This is a genomic window from Burkholderia sp. Bp9142 (genome assembly GCF_003853415.1).
Lineage (GTDB): Bacteria > Pseudomonadota > Gammaproteobacteria > Burkholderiales > Burkholderiaceae > Burkholderia.
Genome location: NZ_QTPP01000026.1, coordinates 57,831 through 72,319, shown reverse-complemented (window position 1 = coordinate 72,319; position 14,489 = coordinate 57,831). Strand labels below are relative to the sequence as shown.

17 protein-coding genes and 2 pseudogenes are annotated in these 14,489 nt (G+C 66.1%); 8 read left to right on the top strand and 11 right to left on the bottom strand.

Annotation, left to right across the window (positions count from 1 at the left end):
- The first annotated feature begins 127 nt into the window (after positions 1 to 127).
- From DIE22_RS25450 to DIE22_RS25440, 3 genes are all read left to right on the top strand, one after another.
- Positions 128 to 1,351 carry a Zn-dependent hydrolase gene (locus DIE22_RS25450; protein ID WP_124606356.1) on the top strand — a complete coding sequence of 408 codons (1,224 nt, stop codon included), beginning with the start codon at positions 128 to 130 and terminating at the stop codon, positions 1,349 to 1,351.
- 127 nt (positions 1,352 to 1,478) lie between these two features.
- Positions 1,479 to 1,946, top strand: a complete 468-nt coding sequence (locus DIE22_RS25445) for a cupin domain-containing protein (protein ID WP_124499986.1) — start codon at positions 1,479 to 1,481, stop codon at positions 1,944 to 1,946.
- Between the two features lie 69 nt (positions 1,947 to 2,015).
- The gene (locus DIE22_RS25440) at positions 2,016 to 2,837 is read left to right on the top strand and encodes an SDR family NAD(P)-dependent oxidoreductase (protein WP_124499985.1); all 822 of its coding nucleotides are present in this window, start codon (positions 2,016 to 2,018) and stop codon (positions 2,835 to 2,837) included.
- A 146-nt stretch (positions 2,838 to 2,983) separates the two neighbouring features.
- Here the strand turns inward: DIE22_RS25440 and surE are convergent, their stop codons facing one another.
- The 3 genes from surE to DIE22_RS25425 all read right to left on the bottom strand — a co-directional run bounded on the left by surE (position 2,984) and on the right by DIE22_RS25425 (position 4,980).
- Entirely contained in the window at positions 2,984 to 3,763 is a 780-nt protein-coding gene (gene surE, locus DIE22_RS25435) for a 5'/3'-nucleotidase SurE (RefSeq protein ID WP_124499984.1), read from the bottom strand.
- 187 nt (positions 3,764 to 3,950) lie between these two features.
- Positions 3,951 to 4,253 carry an AzlD family protein gene (locus tag DIE22_RS25430; protein WP_409364647.1) on the bottom strand — a complete coding sequence of 101 codons (303 nt, stop codon included), beginning with the start codon at positions 4,251 to 4,253 and terminating at the stop codon, positions 3,951 to 3,953.
- Entirely contained in the window at positions 4,243 to 4,980 is a 738-nt protein-coding gene (locus DIE22_RS25425) for an AzlC family ABC transporter permease (protein ID WP_124499983.1), read from the bottom strand. Before DIE22_RS25425 ends, DIE22_RS25430 begins: the two co-directional genes overlap by 11 nt.
- Before the next feature lie 126 nt (positions 4,981 to 5,106).
- Here DIE22_RS25425 and DIE22_RS25420 point away from each other — a divergent pair, with 126 nt between their 5' ends.
- Together DIE22_RS25420 and DIE22_RS25415 are read left to right on the top strand one after the other, a co-directional pair.
- A complete protein-coding gene (locus DIE22_RS25420) occupies positions 5,107 to 5,565 on the top strand; it encodes an Lrp/AsnC family transcriptional regulator (RefSeq protein ID WP_006486309.1) in 459 nt (152 codons plus the stop codon).
- Between the two features lie 221 nt (positions 5,566 to 5,786).
- Positions 5,787 to 6,356 carry a hypothetical protein gene (locus tag DIE22_RS25415; RefSeq protein ID WP_124499982.1) on the top strand — a complete coding sequence of 190 codons (570 nt, stop codon included), beginning with the start codon at positions 5,787 to 5,789 and terminating at the stop codon, positions 6,354 to 6,356.
- A gap of 198 nt (positions 6,357 to 6,554) precedes the next feature.
- Here the strand turns inward: DIE22_RS25415 and DIE22_RS25410 are convergent, their stop codons facing one another.
- The 5 genes and pseudogenes from DIE22_RS25410 to DIE22_RS25390 all read right to left on the bottom strand — a co-directional run bounded on the left by DIE22_RS25410 (position 6,555) and on the right by DIE22_RS25390 (position 9,045).
- Positions 6,555 to 6,842 (bottom strand): helix-turn-helix transcriptional regulator, encoded by a 288-nt coding sequence (locus tag DIE22_RS25410; RefSeq protein ID WP_124499981.1) that lies wholly within the window; start codon positions 6,840 to 6,842, stop codon positions 6,555 to 6,557.
- Entirely contained in the window at positions 6,829 to 7,170 is a 342-nt protein-coding gene (locus tag DIE22_RS25405; RefSeq protein WP_124499980.1) for a type II toxin-antitoxin system RelE/ParE family toxin, read from the bottom strand. The genes DIE22_RS25410 and DIE22_RS25405 overlap by 14 nt, the downstream gene beginning before the upstream one ends.
- 207 nt (positions 7,171 to 7,377) lie before the next feature.
- Positions 7,378 to 7,623: pseudogene (locus tag DIE22_RS25400) on the bottom strand (LysE family translocator); the annotation flags it as partial.
- A gap of 219 nt (positions 7,624 to 7,842) precedes the next feature.
- Positions 7,843 to 8,637 carry a hypothetical protein gene (locus DIE22_RS25395; protein ID WP_260426765.1) on the bottom strand — a complete coding sequence of 265 codons (795 nt, stop codon included), beginning with the start codon at positions 8,635 to 8,637 and terminating at the stop codon, positions 7,843 to 7,845.
- A gap of 75 nt (positions 8,638 to 8,712) precedes the next feature.
- On the bottom strand, positions 8,713 to 9,045 hold the full coding sequence (locus tag DIE22_RS25390) for a DUF2322 family protein (protein WP_124606354.1): 333 nt from the start codon (positions 9,043 to 9,045) through the stop codon (positions 8,713 to 8,715).
- A gap of 175 nt (positions 9,046 to 9,220) precedes the next feature.
- Here DIE22_RS25390 and DIE22_RS25385 point away from each other — a divergent pair, with 175 nt between their 5' ends.
- Together DIE22_RS25385 and DIE22_RS25380 are read left to right on the top strand one after the other, a co-directional pair.
- Positions 9,221 to 9,547: a thioredoxin family protein gene (locus tag DIE22_RS25385; protein WP_124499977.1), complete on the top strand. Its 327-nt coding sequence runs from the start codon at positions 9,221 to 9,223 to the stop codon at positions 9,545 to 9,547.
- Positions 9,548 to 9,557: 10 nt separating this feature from the next.
- On the top strand, positions 9,558 to 9,977 hold the full coding sequence (locus DIE22_RS25380) for a secondary thiamine-phosphate synthase enzyme YjbQ (RefSeq protein WP_124606353.1): 420 nt from the start codon (positions 9,558 to 9,560) through the stop codon (positions 9,975 to 9,977).
- A gap of 54 nt (positions 9,978 to 10,031) precedes the next feature.
- On the opposite strand, the gene atsR is transcribed toward DIE22_RS25380, so the two are convergent.
- The 3 genes from atsR to DIE22_RS25365 are packed head-to-tail and all read right to left on the bottom strand — an operon-like array spanning position 10,032 to position 13,284.
- Positions 10,032 to 11,843, bottom strand: a complete 1,812-nt coding sequence (gene atsR / locus DIE22_RS25375) for a hybrid sensor histidine kinase/response regulator AtsR (protein WP_124606352.1) — start codon at positions 11,841 to 11,843, stop codon at positions 10,032 to 10,034.
- A 9-nt stretch (positions 11,844 to 11,852) separates the two neighbouring features.
- Positions 11,853 to 12,353, bottom strand: a complete 501-nt coding sequence (locus DIE22_RS25370) for a molybdopterin-dependent oxidoreductase (RefSeq protein WP_124499974.1) — start codon at positions 12,351 to 12,353, stop codon at positions 11,853 to 11,855.
- Between the two features lie 49 nt (positions 12,354 to 12,402).
- Positions 12,403 to 13,284, bottom strand: a complete 882-nt coding sequence (locus DIE22_RS25365; RefSeq protein WP_124499973.1) for a helix-turn-helix domain-containing protein — start codon at positions 13,282 to 13,284, stop codon at positions 12,403 to 12,405.
- Positions 13,285 to 13,665: 381 nt separating this feature from the next.
- Here DIE22_RS25365 and DIE22_RS25360 point away from each other — a divergent pair.
- A pseudogene (locus tag DIE22_RS25360) lies at positions 13,666 to 14,065 on the top strand (tetratricopeptide repeat protein); the annotation flags it as partial.
- Between the last annotated feature and the right edge of the window lie 424 nt (positions 14,066 to 14,489).

Sequence of the window (14,489 nt, the reverse complement as noted above, 5' to 3'; positions counted from 1 at the left end):
GATGTCGATCATTCGTCGTCGTCCTTCCCCGGCACGCTCGCCGGAGAAGTTATCGCACGCAACGACATCCTGGTTTTTTCTTGTCGAATCGAGTGTATATGCTCGGAGCTTTTGAGGAGCGGCCAAGATGATTCTCGTTAACCAGCAACGGCTGTGGGATTCGCTGATGGAGATGGCGACGATCGGCGCGACCGCGCGTGGCGGCAGCTGCCGGCTCGCGCTGAGCGCCGACGAGGTGCTCGGTCGGCAACGTTTCATCCGCTGGTGCGAGGAAGCTGGTTGCGACGTACGCATCGATCCGATCGGCAACGTGTTCGCACGCCGGGCCGGCACCCGGCCCGACGCGCCGGCCGTGATGTGCGGCAGCCATCTCGACACGCAGCCGCTCGGCGGCCGTTTCGACGGCGTCTATGGCGTGCTCGCCGGCCTCGAGGCGATTCGTGCGCTGAACGAGCACGGCATCGTCACGCGCCATCCGATCGACGTCGTCGCATGGACCAACGAAGAGGGATCGCGCTTCACGCCAGGCATGATGGGCTCAGCCGTCTATGTGGGCACGCTGGATCTCGACTACGCGCTGGCCCGGCCGTGCATGCAGACGGGCGTGCGGCTCGGCGACGAACTCGAGCGCACCGGCTTCGCCGGCCGCGAGCGCGAGCGGCAGATGCCGAAAGCCTATTTCGAAGCGCATATCGAACAGGGCCCGGTGCTGGAGCACGCCGGTCTGCCGATCGGCGTGGTGACCGGCGTGCAGGGCATCTACGAACTCGACGTCACGGTGACGGGCTTCGAGTCGCATGCGGGCACGACGCCGATGAGCGTGCGCAAGGACGCGATGGGCGTGGCGGCCGCCATGATCGCCGCGATCGTCGACCATGGACATGCGTTCGATGCCGATGCGCGCGTGACTGTCGGCCATGTCGCGTGCCAGCCGAACTCGCCGAGCACGATACCCGGCCTGGTGCGTTTCAGCGTCGACGTGCGTCATCCGTCGCGGCCGGCGCTGCAGCGGCTCGTCGCCGATATCGAAGCGATCTGCGTGCAGCGCATCCCGCTGCGCGGCACGCAGGTTCAGGTACAGAGCATTGCCGAATACGAGCCGGTGGTGTTCGATGCCGAATGCGTCGCGCGCGTGCGGCAGGCGACGGCCGCCGCCGGCTATCCGTATCTGGAAATGTGCAGCGGCGCGGGGCATGACGCGGTGAACCTGTCGTACGTCGCGCCGAGCGCGATGGTGTTCGTTCCGTGCAAGGCCGGGCTGAGCCACAACGAGGCCGAGGATGCCGATCCGGTGCACCTCGCGCAAGGCGCGTCGGTACTGGCGAACCTGCTGGCCGATTGCGCGCGGTAGTCAGGCGTGCCGGCGTGCGCGTACGCCGTTCTCGTCTGCGTGAAAATGTCGGACAATAGCTCGGCATGCACGCCGCGCCGGCCCGGGCGGCCCGTTCTACTGAAGCATTCATGCTGACGAGATCCCCATGTCCACGACACCTCCCCGGGAACTGCTGAAAGCCGCTGACATCGCGAAGATGGAACCGACGCGCGCGGTGCATTCGCTCAATCCCAACGCCGTTCGCCTCAAACGACAGCTCAGCGACCTGACCGGCCTCACGCAGATCGGCGCGCACCTGCTCACGCTGATGCCCGGTCACGAATCGGCCGAGTATCACCGCCACCTGTACGAGGAAGAATGCGTGTATGTGCTGTCCGGCACCGGCGCGGTCACGATCGGTGAACGCACGTGCGAAATCGGGCCGGGCGATTTTCTCGGCTTTCCGCGCGGCGGCGAGGCGCACACGTTGCAGAACACCGGCGACGTGCCGCTGGAACTGTTCATCCTCGGCCAGCGCCTCGAACACGACGTCTGCGAATACCCGAGAATCGGCAAGCGGCTTTACGTCGCCGGCGAGCTCGAGGATTTCGTCGAGTTGCCGAAACGGCCGTAGACGGCACGCATCTGCATCGGCCTTCATCATGCTTATGATGCGGGAACGCCACCGACAGGATTCCACGCCATGGACGCGCCGCATCCGCCGATGAATGCCCCGATTGCCGAAACGGAACCTGAAACCGAAACCGTCGCCGAGCCGCGCGCGTCGCGCGTGCATCGGCCTGTCGCGCTCGTCACCGGATCGACGTCGGGAATCGGCGCGGCCATCGCGCGACGCCTGTCGGCGGATGGTTATGCGGTGATCCTGCATTCGCGCCGTTCCGCCGCGACCGGTCGCGCGATGGCGCGCGAACTCGGCGCGGCCTATGTGCAGGCCGATCTCGCCGACGACGCGGAGCGCGTGCGGCTGATCCGCGATGCGCTCGCCGTGCACGGGCGGCTCGACGTGCTGGTCAACAATGCGGGCGTCAGCCGAGTGATTCCGCATGACGATCTTGCCGCCGCGACACCCGACGTGTGGCGCGAGATGCACGAGATCAACGTGATCGCGCCGTTCCGGCTCGTTGCCGAAGCGCAGCCCGCGCTGCTCGAGGCGGCGTCGAGCGGGCGGGCCGGCTGCGTCGTGAACGTCAGCTCGCATGCGGGCGTTCGGCCGAAGGGCGCGTCGATTCCGTACGCGGCGGCGAAGGCCGCGCTCAATCACACCACGCGCCTGCTGGCGCGCACGCTCGCGCCGGCGATCCGCGTCAACGCGGTGGCGCCGGGGCTCGTCGATACGCCGCTGACCGCCGACTGGACCGAAGCGCAGCAGCTCTGGCGCGAGCGCGCGCCGATGCGACGCGCGGCGACGCCGGACGACGTCGCGCAGACGGTCGCGATGCTCGTCGCATCCGATTACGTGACGGGCGAGATCGTGATGCTCGACGGGGGATTGAACCTGACGTGACGGGACGCGGTTGATGCGATCGGTGCGGCGAGGCCGCGCGGCGGGCGGCCCTTGTGCCGAGGTCAGGCGACCGGCAGGCAAAGCCGCCTGCCGGTTCCACGGATCACCGGTCGCCGGTCGCCGGTCGCCGGTCGCCGGTCGTGAGCTCAGCCGAGGTCAGACCGCAGCCGCGCGAGCGCCTGGTCGTGCGTGCGTTCGAATTTCAGCGGCGTGACCGCGATATAGCCTTCGCCGAGCGCGACCGTCTCCGAATCCGCATCGTCGTCGCGCGGTGCGCGGGCCAGCTTCAGCCAGTGGTATTCGATGTCGCGCGGATCGCGCCCCGACACGATTTCCACGCCCTGCAGCGTGCCGGCGCCCTGGTTCGTCGCCTTCAAGCCGCGCACGTCGTCGGCCGGCCGCGGCGGGAAATTCACGTTGAGGCATGCGTCGCGGTCCCAGCCGGCCGCGACGAGCCGGCGAATCACGTCCGGCGCGTGCGTGAGCGCCGTGTTCCACGGCACCGCATGGCGGTCGCTGAACGCCTGGCTCAACGCAATCGCGGGCACGCCGACCAGCATGCTCGTCATCGCGGCGCCGACGGTGCCGGAGAACACCGTTTCGGTGCCGAGGTTCGCGCCGCGATTCACGCCGGACAGCACGACGTCGGGCCGCGCGTCCTTCATCAGGTGGCTGACCGCGATCGCGACGCAATCGCCCGGCGTGCCGCGCACGGCGAAGCGGCGCTCGCCCTTGCGATGCACGCGCAGCGGTTCGTGCAGGCTCAGCGAATGCGACGTGCCGCTCTGGTCTTCCGCCGGCGCGACGATCCAGACTTCGCGCGCCAGTTGCGTGGCGACCTGTTCGAGCACTTCAAGGCCGGGGGCGTCGAATCCGTCGTCGTTGGTGAGCAGGACGCGGTCGAACAGCGGGCGGGTTTCTTGCATCGGGACGATCCTCGCGGGTAGGCAATGAGAGGGGAAAGGCATCGCGCGTACATCCGCAAGGCTAGCATTGCGTCGTGACGCGTGTCGTGTCGTGCTGTGCCGTGTGGTCGACGCGGATGCGAAAACGGGCGCATGGCGCGCCCGTTCCCGGATTCGATGTGCCGCCCGCGTGGCGGTCGGAATTGCGTTACCCGAGCAGATGCCGCAGCACGCCGGCCGACGCGACGCCGACGATCACGGTCGGCAGGATCGACAGGCGCGTCGCCGCGACCAGCGTGACGGCGAGCGCGAGCAGGTCGGCCGGGCGCGTCGACACGAAGGCCGGCGCGATCACCGAGATCAGTACGCAACCGGGCACGTTCTCCATCACCGATGCCATCCGCGGGCTCAGCGTGCGGTTGCGCAGCAGCACATAGCCGAGCACGCGCGACAGGTAGGTCGTCGACGCCATCAGCACGATGGTCGCCACCGTCGCGAAATCATGCAGCATCGCGCGGCTCCCACAGCAGCGCGGCGATCAGCCCCGCGCACGCGCCAGCCGCGACGTACCACGCGCCGGGCACGGCCAGGTGCGTGGCGGCCGCGACGACGAGGCTCACGAACCACGGACGGCTCGCGCGCATGCCCTTCCACATCCCGCGCAGCAGCACCAGAAACACGGCCGTGAACGCCATGTCGAAGCCGTACTGCTCGACGTCGCCGATCGTCGGGCCGACCGCCGCGCCGAGTGTCGTCATCGAGATCCACGTCAGGTAGAGCCCGGCACACACGCCTGCGTAATAGGGGACGCTGATGTGCGTGGCCGAGCGCGAGCGCGCATCGGCGAGCGACATCGCCCAGCTTTCGTCGCACATGAAGAACAGCGCCGCGAACGCGCGGCGGCGCGGCAGGTGACGGATGGTCGGCTCGAACGCCGCGCCCATCAGGATATGGCGCGAATTCACGAGGAACGACATCGCGACGATCAGTGCGATGTGCGGCGGGGACGTCCACAGCTGGATCGCCGCGAACTCGGAGCCGCCGCCGAAGTTCAGGCCCGTCATCATCGGGACCTCGAACAGGCTCAGCCCTTTTTGCGCGGCCTGCGCGCCGAGCACCAGCGCGAACGGCACGAATCCCAGCATGACGGGCAGCGCCGCGCGCAATCCGCGACCCATCTCGGCGACATGGGCGGGCTTGTCGCGAAGCCCGGACGACGTTGAAACGCTACTGCTCATTACTCCTCCTTCGGGGGAGTAGGATTGTCTGCTTTTTTGACTCGAATCGGGTTGCGTTGTGGCCAGATATTCCTGAGAATTTGGCATCGAATGAGTGTTTTTATATTTTTTTGGAATTTGATGCCAATGAAACTTGATGCTATCGACAGGCGGATCCTGAGCGCGCTGCAGCGCGATGGCCGCATGCAGAACGTGGAGCTCGCGCACGAGGTCGGGCTGTCGCCGTCGCCGTGCCTGCGGCGCGTGCGGCTGCTCGAGGAAGCGGGCGTGATCGAGAAATACGTGGCCGTGCTGAACCCGGCGAAGGTCGGCAAGGGGCTGACGATCTTCACGCGCGTGTGGCTGAAGGGGCAGGACGCGGAATCCGTGAACCGTTTCGCCGAGGCTGTCCAGCAGATGCCGGAAGTGGTCGAGTGTCACCTGATGGCCGGCGACTGCGATTTCCTGCTGCGCGTGGTGGCCGCCGACATCGACGACTATCGGCGCTTCCAGATGGAATACCTGACGCGCATTCCAGGCGTGCTGAGCGTGAAGACCGACATCCCGATGCAGAAGGTCAAGCTCACGTCGGCGCTGCCGACGTAACGACGTAACGCGGCGCGGGCGCGCTGACGATTCGGCGAATCGTCACCAGCCGGTGACAATCGGCCGATACACTGGCGGGACATGCTGCTTCGCCGCGCACCGGCTGCATCACGGTGCGATTTCGATGTGCAAGCAACTAACGGTCAACCGCGAAGCGATCGGTCCCGCGCGCTGCGCGCGATGCGATCCGCCGGGCGGTGCGTTCCTATGTCGAGCCATTCATGCAGCCACTCAACAATCCGTGGAATTCGCTGGAGATCATCAAGCTCGTGCTCGGCGTGCTGACGCCGTTGTCCGTCGCGTGTCTCGGCTGGCTCGTCGCGCGCCGGCTGAAGCGGCTCGAGCTCGTGCAGTGGACCAACCAGCGGCTGATCGAGAAGCGGCTCACGCTGTACGACACGGTCGCGCCGCAGCTCAATGCGCTGCTGTGCTTCTACACGTGGATCGGCTACTGGAAGGACATCTCGCCGGAGGACGTGATCCGCGCGAAGCGCGATCTGGACCGCACGTTTCACATCTACCGCTACCTGTTCGACGACGACGTGTACGACGCGTATCACACGTTCATCCACGCGTTGTTCGAGATGCATACGGGGCCGGGTCGCGATGCGCGGATCCGATCGCTGATCCAGGGGCCGGACGGCGACCGGAGCGTGCACGGCACGTACGAATGGAAGGCGGCGTGGTCCGAACGGTTCTCGACCGCGAACGTGACGGACAAGGCCGACGTGGTGCGGCACTACACGCGGCTGATGGAGCGGCTGCGCGTCGCGCTGGGTGCGAATCGCTGACATTTGCCCACGCGCGCTGCGTGCCGATTGCGTGTGATGGCGGATACGCGTGGACGTGATACCGGGGCGCGGGAGCCGCGTGGCCCGGAAGATGCGGAAACCGGCGGCGCCGATTATCGCTGACGCGCATCGTCCGGGTTTTGAACCACCGTGGCGACGCGCCGGCTGCTCGAACGACGGGCGGCCGGGTAGGACGAATCAGGCGAACGAGATCACGAGTTTCTTGCCGCAAGCCGCCGCGTACTTGCGCAGCGTATCGATGGACGGTGAATGCTGGCCCGTTGCGAGCGCGCGCTCGAGTCGCGTCACCGCTGGTGCTTTCGTGCCCATGCGCTCGGCCACATCGGCTTGCGACAGGCCGGCGTCTCGCCGGGCAGCCAGCATCACGTCGAGCAGTGCGAGTTCTTCGCGGTTCAATCGTTCGTATTCGGCGTGCACCTCAGGGTCGGACAATGCACGCTCGCGCAGTTCCTTATACGTTGCCATCTTGAACCTCCTTGAGTCGACGGCGTGCGATTTCCAGTTCTTTCGGGGGTGTCTTTTGCGCCTTCTTCACGAAACAATGAAGCATGACGATACGCCGGTCGGCAATCGCGCAGTAGAACACTCTGGCGATACCTTCAGCGCCCTTCAGCCGCATTTCGTACAGCCCGTTTCCCATCGACTGGGTGTGCGGTTCGCCAAGATTCGGGCCGTACTGCGCCATGCGATCGGCGAGCGCAAAAAAACGGGCAAGCAGCGTCGTCGGCAAGTTGACGACCCCCCTCTCTACGCGCGCATTGAAGAACTGAATTTCGTACGAGTTGGCCAGCATAGTAACAAATATGTTATTGAGACGCAAGTGCGATGCCCGGACGCGACTGCGGATGCGGGTCGCCGGGCGGACGTTCGAAGCGTGGTTACGTCTGTCGGGGAGGTCGATCAGGAAGAAGGTGCTCGACAGGGCTCGGGCTACCTGAATCGGGCGACGTGTGCGATTCGGTGTCGGCGCGGATGATGAAGGTTGGCCGCGCCGGCAGGATCAATTCCGCTCCGCGACCGCGAGCCGGAGCCATGCTGCCAACGCCACGAATACCGTACCGAGCAGATACCGCGGCAGCCTCGACGGCCGGCAGCGCGCGCCGGTCCGCTGGTTCAACCGGCTCGCTGACAGAATCACCGTGTCGTTGACGACGAGCCCGATCAGATTGAGCACAGTCGCGAACACGAGGATCTGCACGGCGATCGAGCCGTGCTCGGGGCGCACACACTGCCGGAACGGCGCGAGCGTGGAGAAGTCGATCATGGAACGCCCTTTGTGCCGGAGAGGCGTGAAAGGCAGATCAGTCTAGGCGTGCGTTCCGTGCGGGGCAATCGACCGAATGGCCGAAGATTCGATGCACCGGCGCAGGCGATCGCCAGCGGATGCGCGTCGTTTTCGGCACGCCGGCGAACTCATGGCAGGCCGCCACGCGCCAACCACGCGCACGCGGCGCTGCCGCACCGGTTACTGCTTCCTGCAAGCCACCTGATAATCGATCACGGTATTCGCCGACGGCGTGTCCGGCTCGCCGCCGACCGTCGTCACGCCGAGCACGCCGGCCGCGCTCCGATACCGCAGCGCGCAGTACCCCATGCCGGTGCCCGAGCACGCTTCGGCTTCGATGATCCCGTGCTTCGCGAGCGTCGCCGCGCCGTCCATCGCGTCCGGCTTCTCGTGCGGACGCAGCGGCTGCCAGCCATGCGAGATCAGGATCTTGCGCGCCGCGTCGAGCGGCTTGCCGTATACGTTGGGCACGATCGCACGGCCGTGACAGTACGTGCGTTCCGCGGCAACCGCGGTCAGCCGCACGCCGCCATGCGCTTCGCGCAACTCGCCGACGGGCGCCGACGGACCATCGCCACCCCAGACCAGCAGCGCGCCGCTTTCCAGCGGCTCGACCGAGCCGAGCTGCCAGCCGGCCGCGCGTGCCGTATAGCCGAGCGCGACGAGTGTCGTGCCGTCGAAGACGCCGACGTTCGCGTTGCGCGCAAAACAGATCGCGCTAGTCCCCGGCTTGAATCCGCTCGCGAACGTGACGACCGTGTAGCGGCCGAGCGGTGCTTCGGACGTCACGATCCAGCCGAGCTTCGCGACGTCGCGGCCGGCCGCGGTTGCGGTCTTCGCGCGATATCGCGCGCAAAACGTATCGAGCGCGCCGCTTTCCGGCGAGCGAGGCAGCGCGCCGAGCGGAACCAGCGACGCGCCGGCGATATCGGAAGCCGTGCGCAGCGTCTCGGCCGAGGCTGCGCCGCCGAGCATGACGCACGCGAGTGCCGCGAGCGAGGCGACGCGGCGGGCAAACGCCTGGGCGGCGGCGATGCGACGCACGCGGACTCAGTCCTTCGCGATCACGTCGATCCGCAGTGCGTCGCCACCGTCGACGATCGCCAGCAGACGATCGACGTTCGGGTGTGCGCCCGGGCGGTTGCGTGCATCGGCGGTATGCTCCGCGAATACCGCGAGACCGTGTTCGGCGGCCTTCGCATCAAGCGTGCCGAACGCCTGCTTCAGGTAGTTGTACACCGCGAGCGAGCCCTGCTTGCCCGGCTGGTTCTCGATGCTGGCGACCACATCGCCGTTCGCGCCGACGAGATCGATGCGCGCGATGCCGTCGATGGCCGGCAGTTGCGCGAGGTTGTCCTTGAATACTTGGGTCGGTTGAATCACTGAAACACTCCGTCGGTTCGGTCATGGGCCAATCGGCCCGTATCTTAGCCGATCGCGTCATCCGGGCCGTCGGCATCGCAGGCACTTTTCCGCTACAGTAGGAAATCACCGGCCGCATCTGCCGCCCACGCCGGCACGTGGCGGCCACGTTCCGCCATTGCACACGAGGGCCCCGATGGACACTGAGCAACGCTACACCGCCAATGCGCCGACGCGCGCGGAAGTCGACGCACTGGCCGGTGCCACCGTCATCGAATTCGGCGCGAACTGGTGCGGGATCTGCGCGGGCGCGCAGCCTGCGATCGTCGCGTCGGTCTCCGCGCATCCGGCCGTGCGGCACCTGAAGATCGAGGATGGCCCGGGCCGGCCGCTCGGCCGGTCGTTCGGCGTGAAGCTGTGGCCGACGCTCGTATTCCTGCGCGACGGGGTCGAAGTCGCGCGCGTCGTGCGTCCCGCCGACGCGCAGCAGATCGAAGCCGACGGCTTCGCCGCGCTCGCCTGAGGACGTCATCATGCAACAGGCCATCACGCACATCGGCGTCGAGGCGCGCGGGAGCGGCCTCGTCGAGTTCACGCCGCAGGTGCGCGCATTCGTCGACCAGCAGGCGATCCACACCGGGCTGCTGACCGTGTTCTGCCGCCATACGTCCGCGTCGCTGCTGATCCAGGAGAACGCGGATCCGTCGGTGCAGCGCGATCTCGAACGCTACTTCGCGACGCTCGCACCCGAGGACGACACGCGCTACGAGCACGACACCGAAGGGCCCGACGACATGCCCGCGCATCTGCGCACGGCGCTCACGCAGGTGCAACTGTCGATCCCGGTCGAGCACGGACGCATGGTGCTCGGCACCTGGCAGAGCATCTACCTGTTCGAGCATCGTCGCGCGGCGCATCGGCGCGACATCGTGCTGCATCTGATCGGCGAGTAAACGCGGGAAACGGGCGGGCAGGCCGGCCCGTGACGCACGCCGCCGCGTTCAGGTTCAGCCGAGCAGCTTCTCGACGAGCGCGCCGAGTTCGCGCAGATGAACGGGCTTGGGCAGGAATTCGTCGAACACCCGCTGGTTCTCGCGCAGCGCGGCCGATTCGTACGCGCTGACGCCGAGAATCGAAGGAAACCTTCCGTGGTCGTCCGGTTGCGCGACCATCCGGATGCGGTGCGCGACTTCGAAGCCGCTCAGGTCCGGCAGTTCGAGATCGAGCACGACGAGGTCGTAATGCGCGTCGCCGAAACGGGCGATGCCTTCTTGCCCGGTGCCGCACAGATCGGCGTCGAGGCCGAGCGCCGACAGCATCGCGCCGAGCGTTTCGCGCGCGTTGTCGTTGTCGTCGACCACGAGCGCGCGGCGGTTGCGATGCGCGGCTGCAGCCGGCCATGCGGGCGCGTCGCCGACGGTTTCGCCGGCATCCGGCGCTTCGGCCGGCAGGGTCACGACGAACTCGCTGCCCTCGCCGACGGCGCTGCGCACGTCCACATGGCCGCGCAGTGTCGTCACGATCTCGCGCACGACGGCGAGCCCCATCCCGATCCCGTCCACATGCAGGCCGACCGCGTCGTTCGCGCGGTAGAACGGCTCGAAGATCTTCGACAGATGCTGCTTCGCGATACCGGCGCCCGTGTCCCGCACGGCGAGTCTCAGCTGCCGGCCGGCCGGCGTGTCGACGAGCATGATGGATACGTCGATCGATCCGTCGACGGTGTATTTCACCGAATTCTCGATCAGGTTCGACAGCACCTGCCGCAACAGCTTGCGATCCGAGCGGATCGCGAGGTCCGGCGGCTCGACCTGCTGCGCGACCACGATCCGCTTGGCCGCGATCTTCTCGCGCAGCGGGTCGAGCACTTCGGCGAGCAGCGAGGCCATGCCGACGGTCTCGGTTTCGGCGAGACGCTTGGTCGAGCGCAGCTTGATGTAATCGGTCAGGTCCTTGACCAGCGCTTCGAGCGACGACGCGGAATTCTGCAGCCGCCGGATCGTCTTCAGGTTCGCGTCGGACTGCGGCCGCGCGAGCAGGATCTCGATCGATCCGCAGATCGCCTGCAGCGGCGTGCGCAGTTCGTGGCTGACCATCCCGAGGAACGCATTCTTCGCCTCGATCATCTCGAATGCGCGATCGGACGCCTTGCGCTCCGCATCGAGCGCTGCATCCTGCCGCTCGAGCAGGTCGTCGCGCGTGCGCATCGTATAGAACAGCAGCAGGAACAGCGCGCACAGGATCACGCCGAGGATGATCCCGAGCGCCAGGATCGCCCGCTGCTTTTCCCTCAGCTGATGGAACGTGAAGTCGCGCTGCGCCATCTCGATCGCGCGGAAGGAGTTCGCGAGGCCGTTGACCTTCGGCCAGTACGCGTTGACCTGGTCGATCACGCGCTGCGCGCCGTTCGGCGCGGTGCGCAGCAACGACACTTCCTGCTTCAGGCGCGCCATGAATTCGGCGAGCAGCGCGATCTCGGCCCGCGCGCGCGGGATGCGCAGCCAGTATTCGGACACCTCGGACGGCCGCTGCAGGAACCCGAACGACACCGACAGGCTGTCGAGCTGCATCTGCACGTGATCGAAGTCGTCGTCGACGTGCGTCGCGTACAGGATCAGCTGGCGATCGAAGCGCGTGTAGACGTTGCGGTATTGCGCGGCGGTCCAGAACACGCCTTCACGCGGCCCTTCGAGCACGCCCTCGTTGACCGACGTCGCGAGCAGGTCCCACAGCAGGAATGCCCACGCGGCGAATCCCAGGATCCACAGCGATCCCAGGACCAGGATGATCTTTCTGTTCTTCCACCGCCCGCGCTTCATGTCGTGCGCTTACTTCACGGTCAGGCCGATGATCTGCCACGCGAACTTGGCTTCGCCGAGCGGCGTCTTCAGCTCGTCGGGATACTGGTCGCGCGGATACATGATCCACAGCGGCCCGTAGTTGTCGTTGCCGAGCACCTTGCCGTTCATCGTGCGCGCAAGGATCACGCCGTACTTGTCGGCATCCGACACGGGGATCGTGAACGTGTATTCGTCGATGCAGCGGAACTCGATCTGCGTGCCGTGCGCGTCGACGGTCTTCAGCACGTCGGACAGGCGCGGGCCGGTGAAGGTCGCCTTCGGCGTCCAGCTCGTCGACGTGACGATCGTGTATTGCGGCAGCGCCATCAGCGCCTGCTCGGAAAAGACGAACGTCGTCTTGCCGGGCTGGTTGCTGCGGCCGATCTTGCCGTCGACGGTGAACGTAAACGACGCGGCCCAGCACGCGGCAGCCATGCCGAGCAGGCCGGCCGTGACCAGGCTCTTGATCCAGATCGTCGAGATTCGCATGTGTTTCCCCTTGGTCGTGTTCGTGTGATGGTCGGACTTCGTGGTGGTCTCAGCTCGCGGCGGCGGCGGCCGGGACGGCCGGCAGCGCGATCTTCAGTTCGCGCGCGACTTCGGCGAACAGGATCGGCAGGCGCACCGGCTTTTCCTCGCAGCGCGCGTTGTAGTGCGACACGATATGCGCGATCTCGTCCTCGCTCGCTTCGCCGGTGGAGATCTTGCCGGTCAGCAGGAAGATCGGCGCGCCGCCGTTTTCGCTCGACCGGATGCCGCGCACGAGCTCGGCGGCCGTCTGGTCGCCGAGCATCCAGTCGAGGATGTAGCCGTCGAAGTCCTCGACTTCCAGCGCCTTGCGGAACGATGCGCCGTCATAGTAGGGGACCGCGTTCACACCTTTTTCGATGAAGTATTCGCACACGGTTTCGGCGACGTCCCGCGAATCGTCGACCACGGCGATCCGCGCTGCATAGACGGTCGGCTGGCTCGAGCGCAGCTCGATGACGTCGACCGGATAGGTGCGGCCTTCGCGCGCGTGCTGGCGTTCGGTGACGATCCATTCGCCCTGCCACTGCAGCGCGACGAAATCCGTTTCGATCTGGCTGCTGGCCTTCGCCGAGATCGCCGCACGGCAGCGAAAGCGGCGCGACTCGATCACGAGCGTCGCGTCGATCATTTCGGCGGCGGCCGGCTGCGTGCCCTTGTCGTCGAGCAGGATCGCGGGCGGCACGCCGAAGTGCGTCGCGATGTCCTGCAACTGCGACAGGTTCCACGGGATCAGGCCTTTCATCTTGCGCGTGACGACCGAGAAACTGAGACCCAGCACGTTCGCGATCGTCGTGTTGTGACTGCGCGGCGGAATACCGTTGCGCGTCAGCAGATCGCGCACCTTGGTGGCGGTGATGAGATCGACGTTGGCCTGCTCGCTATTGGACATCTCGATGGGGTCTCCTGGGTTTTCGCGACGAAGAGCATATTCAAAAGTGACGCGATACGCAAACTTTGAAATCACGAATCACCTTGACATGCCATATTTCTCCATTATTATTGCTCACCACGTCACTATTGTTTTTTGCGTCATGTTTGGAGGGCGCGGTTGGCGGCAGTCGACCCGGCGCGAAACGACGCCGACGAAGTGACTGAACGATTCGAAGAGAGAGTCGAAGAGAGAGCCTGAGAGAGCCTTGGACTGCGTGTCGGCGTGGGTGAATTGTATTCGCCTCGCCGCACGCAAACCGGGTACGCGCTCGCGGGGCGGGATAGCGCGGAGCAGTGCGGCGCAAATAGAAGTGTGGAAGCACAAATGGTTCGCCGTTGACTGGCGCCGGGGCTGCTGTTGCTGGCCGCGTGTGCGCAGGATCCGTCCATTACCAGCAAAACGGGTGATCTGCGGTGACACGGGTTGTTCCGATCACCCTAAAGATCAGGTGTCCTATCAAAAAAGGGGCGATTCGGAAGACCGCGAGGATCCGCGCATCGTGTCGCTGAAGCAGGCCGCGAAGCGCCAGCCGAAGGCCGCCTACGACCTCGGGCCGCGTTATTTCCGCGGCGACGGCGTGCGCCAGGACAGCTATCAGGCACTCAAGTGGATGCGCGACGACGCCGAGCGCGGCGACCTGAACGCGCAGAAGGCGCTCGGCAGTTTCTACCTGTTCGGCCTCGAGGAGATGGGCTCCGATCCGCGCGAAGCGGACACGTGGCTGTCGATCGCGGCGGGAGGCCGGAAACCGCACGAGTTTCCTGTGCACGACGCTGAATCCGCTCACGCAGAACTGAGCGGACGCTGCCGACCCGGCGCGCATCGCGCGGGCCGGCCCTTGCCGGGCGTTCCGCGCGGGTCGAACCGCGTACCTCGGGTGCGCCGCATCGTCCGTGGATGCATCTCTTGCCGCCGGCCTGCCGACGGTATTGCATTTGCGCGCGCGGACCGTCAGCGGTCTCGTGACTTGTCCGACCGGACAGGGCGTCGCGTGCGATTCCGTCGCGAAGATTCGTTCGAGTTCAAAACAAGAATAAAAACAAATCAGACGTGTACTAAAAGGATAATGCACGACTGATTTCCGCAGTGTCGTTTGGCATGATCGGGATATCGCTATCCCCAATGTATCCATCGTGACGCCCCGCCCGGCAGGGAATTTGCCG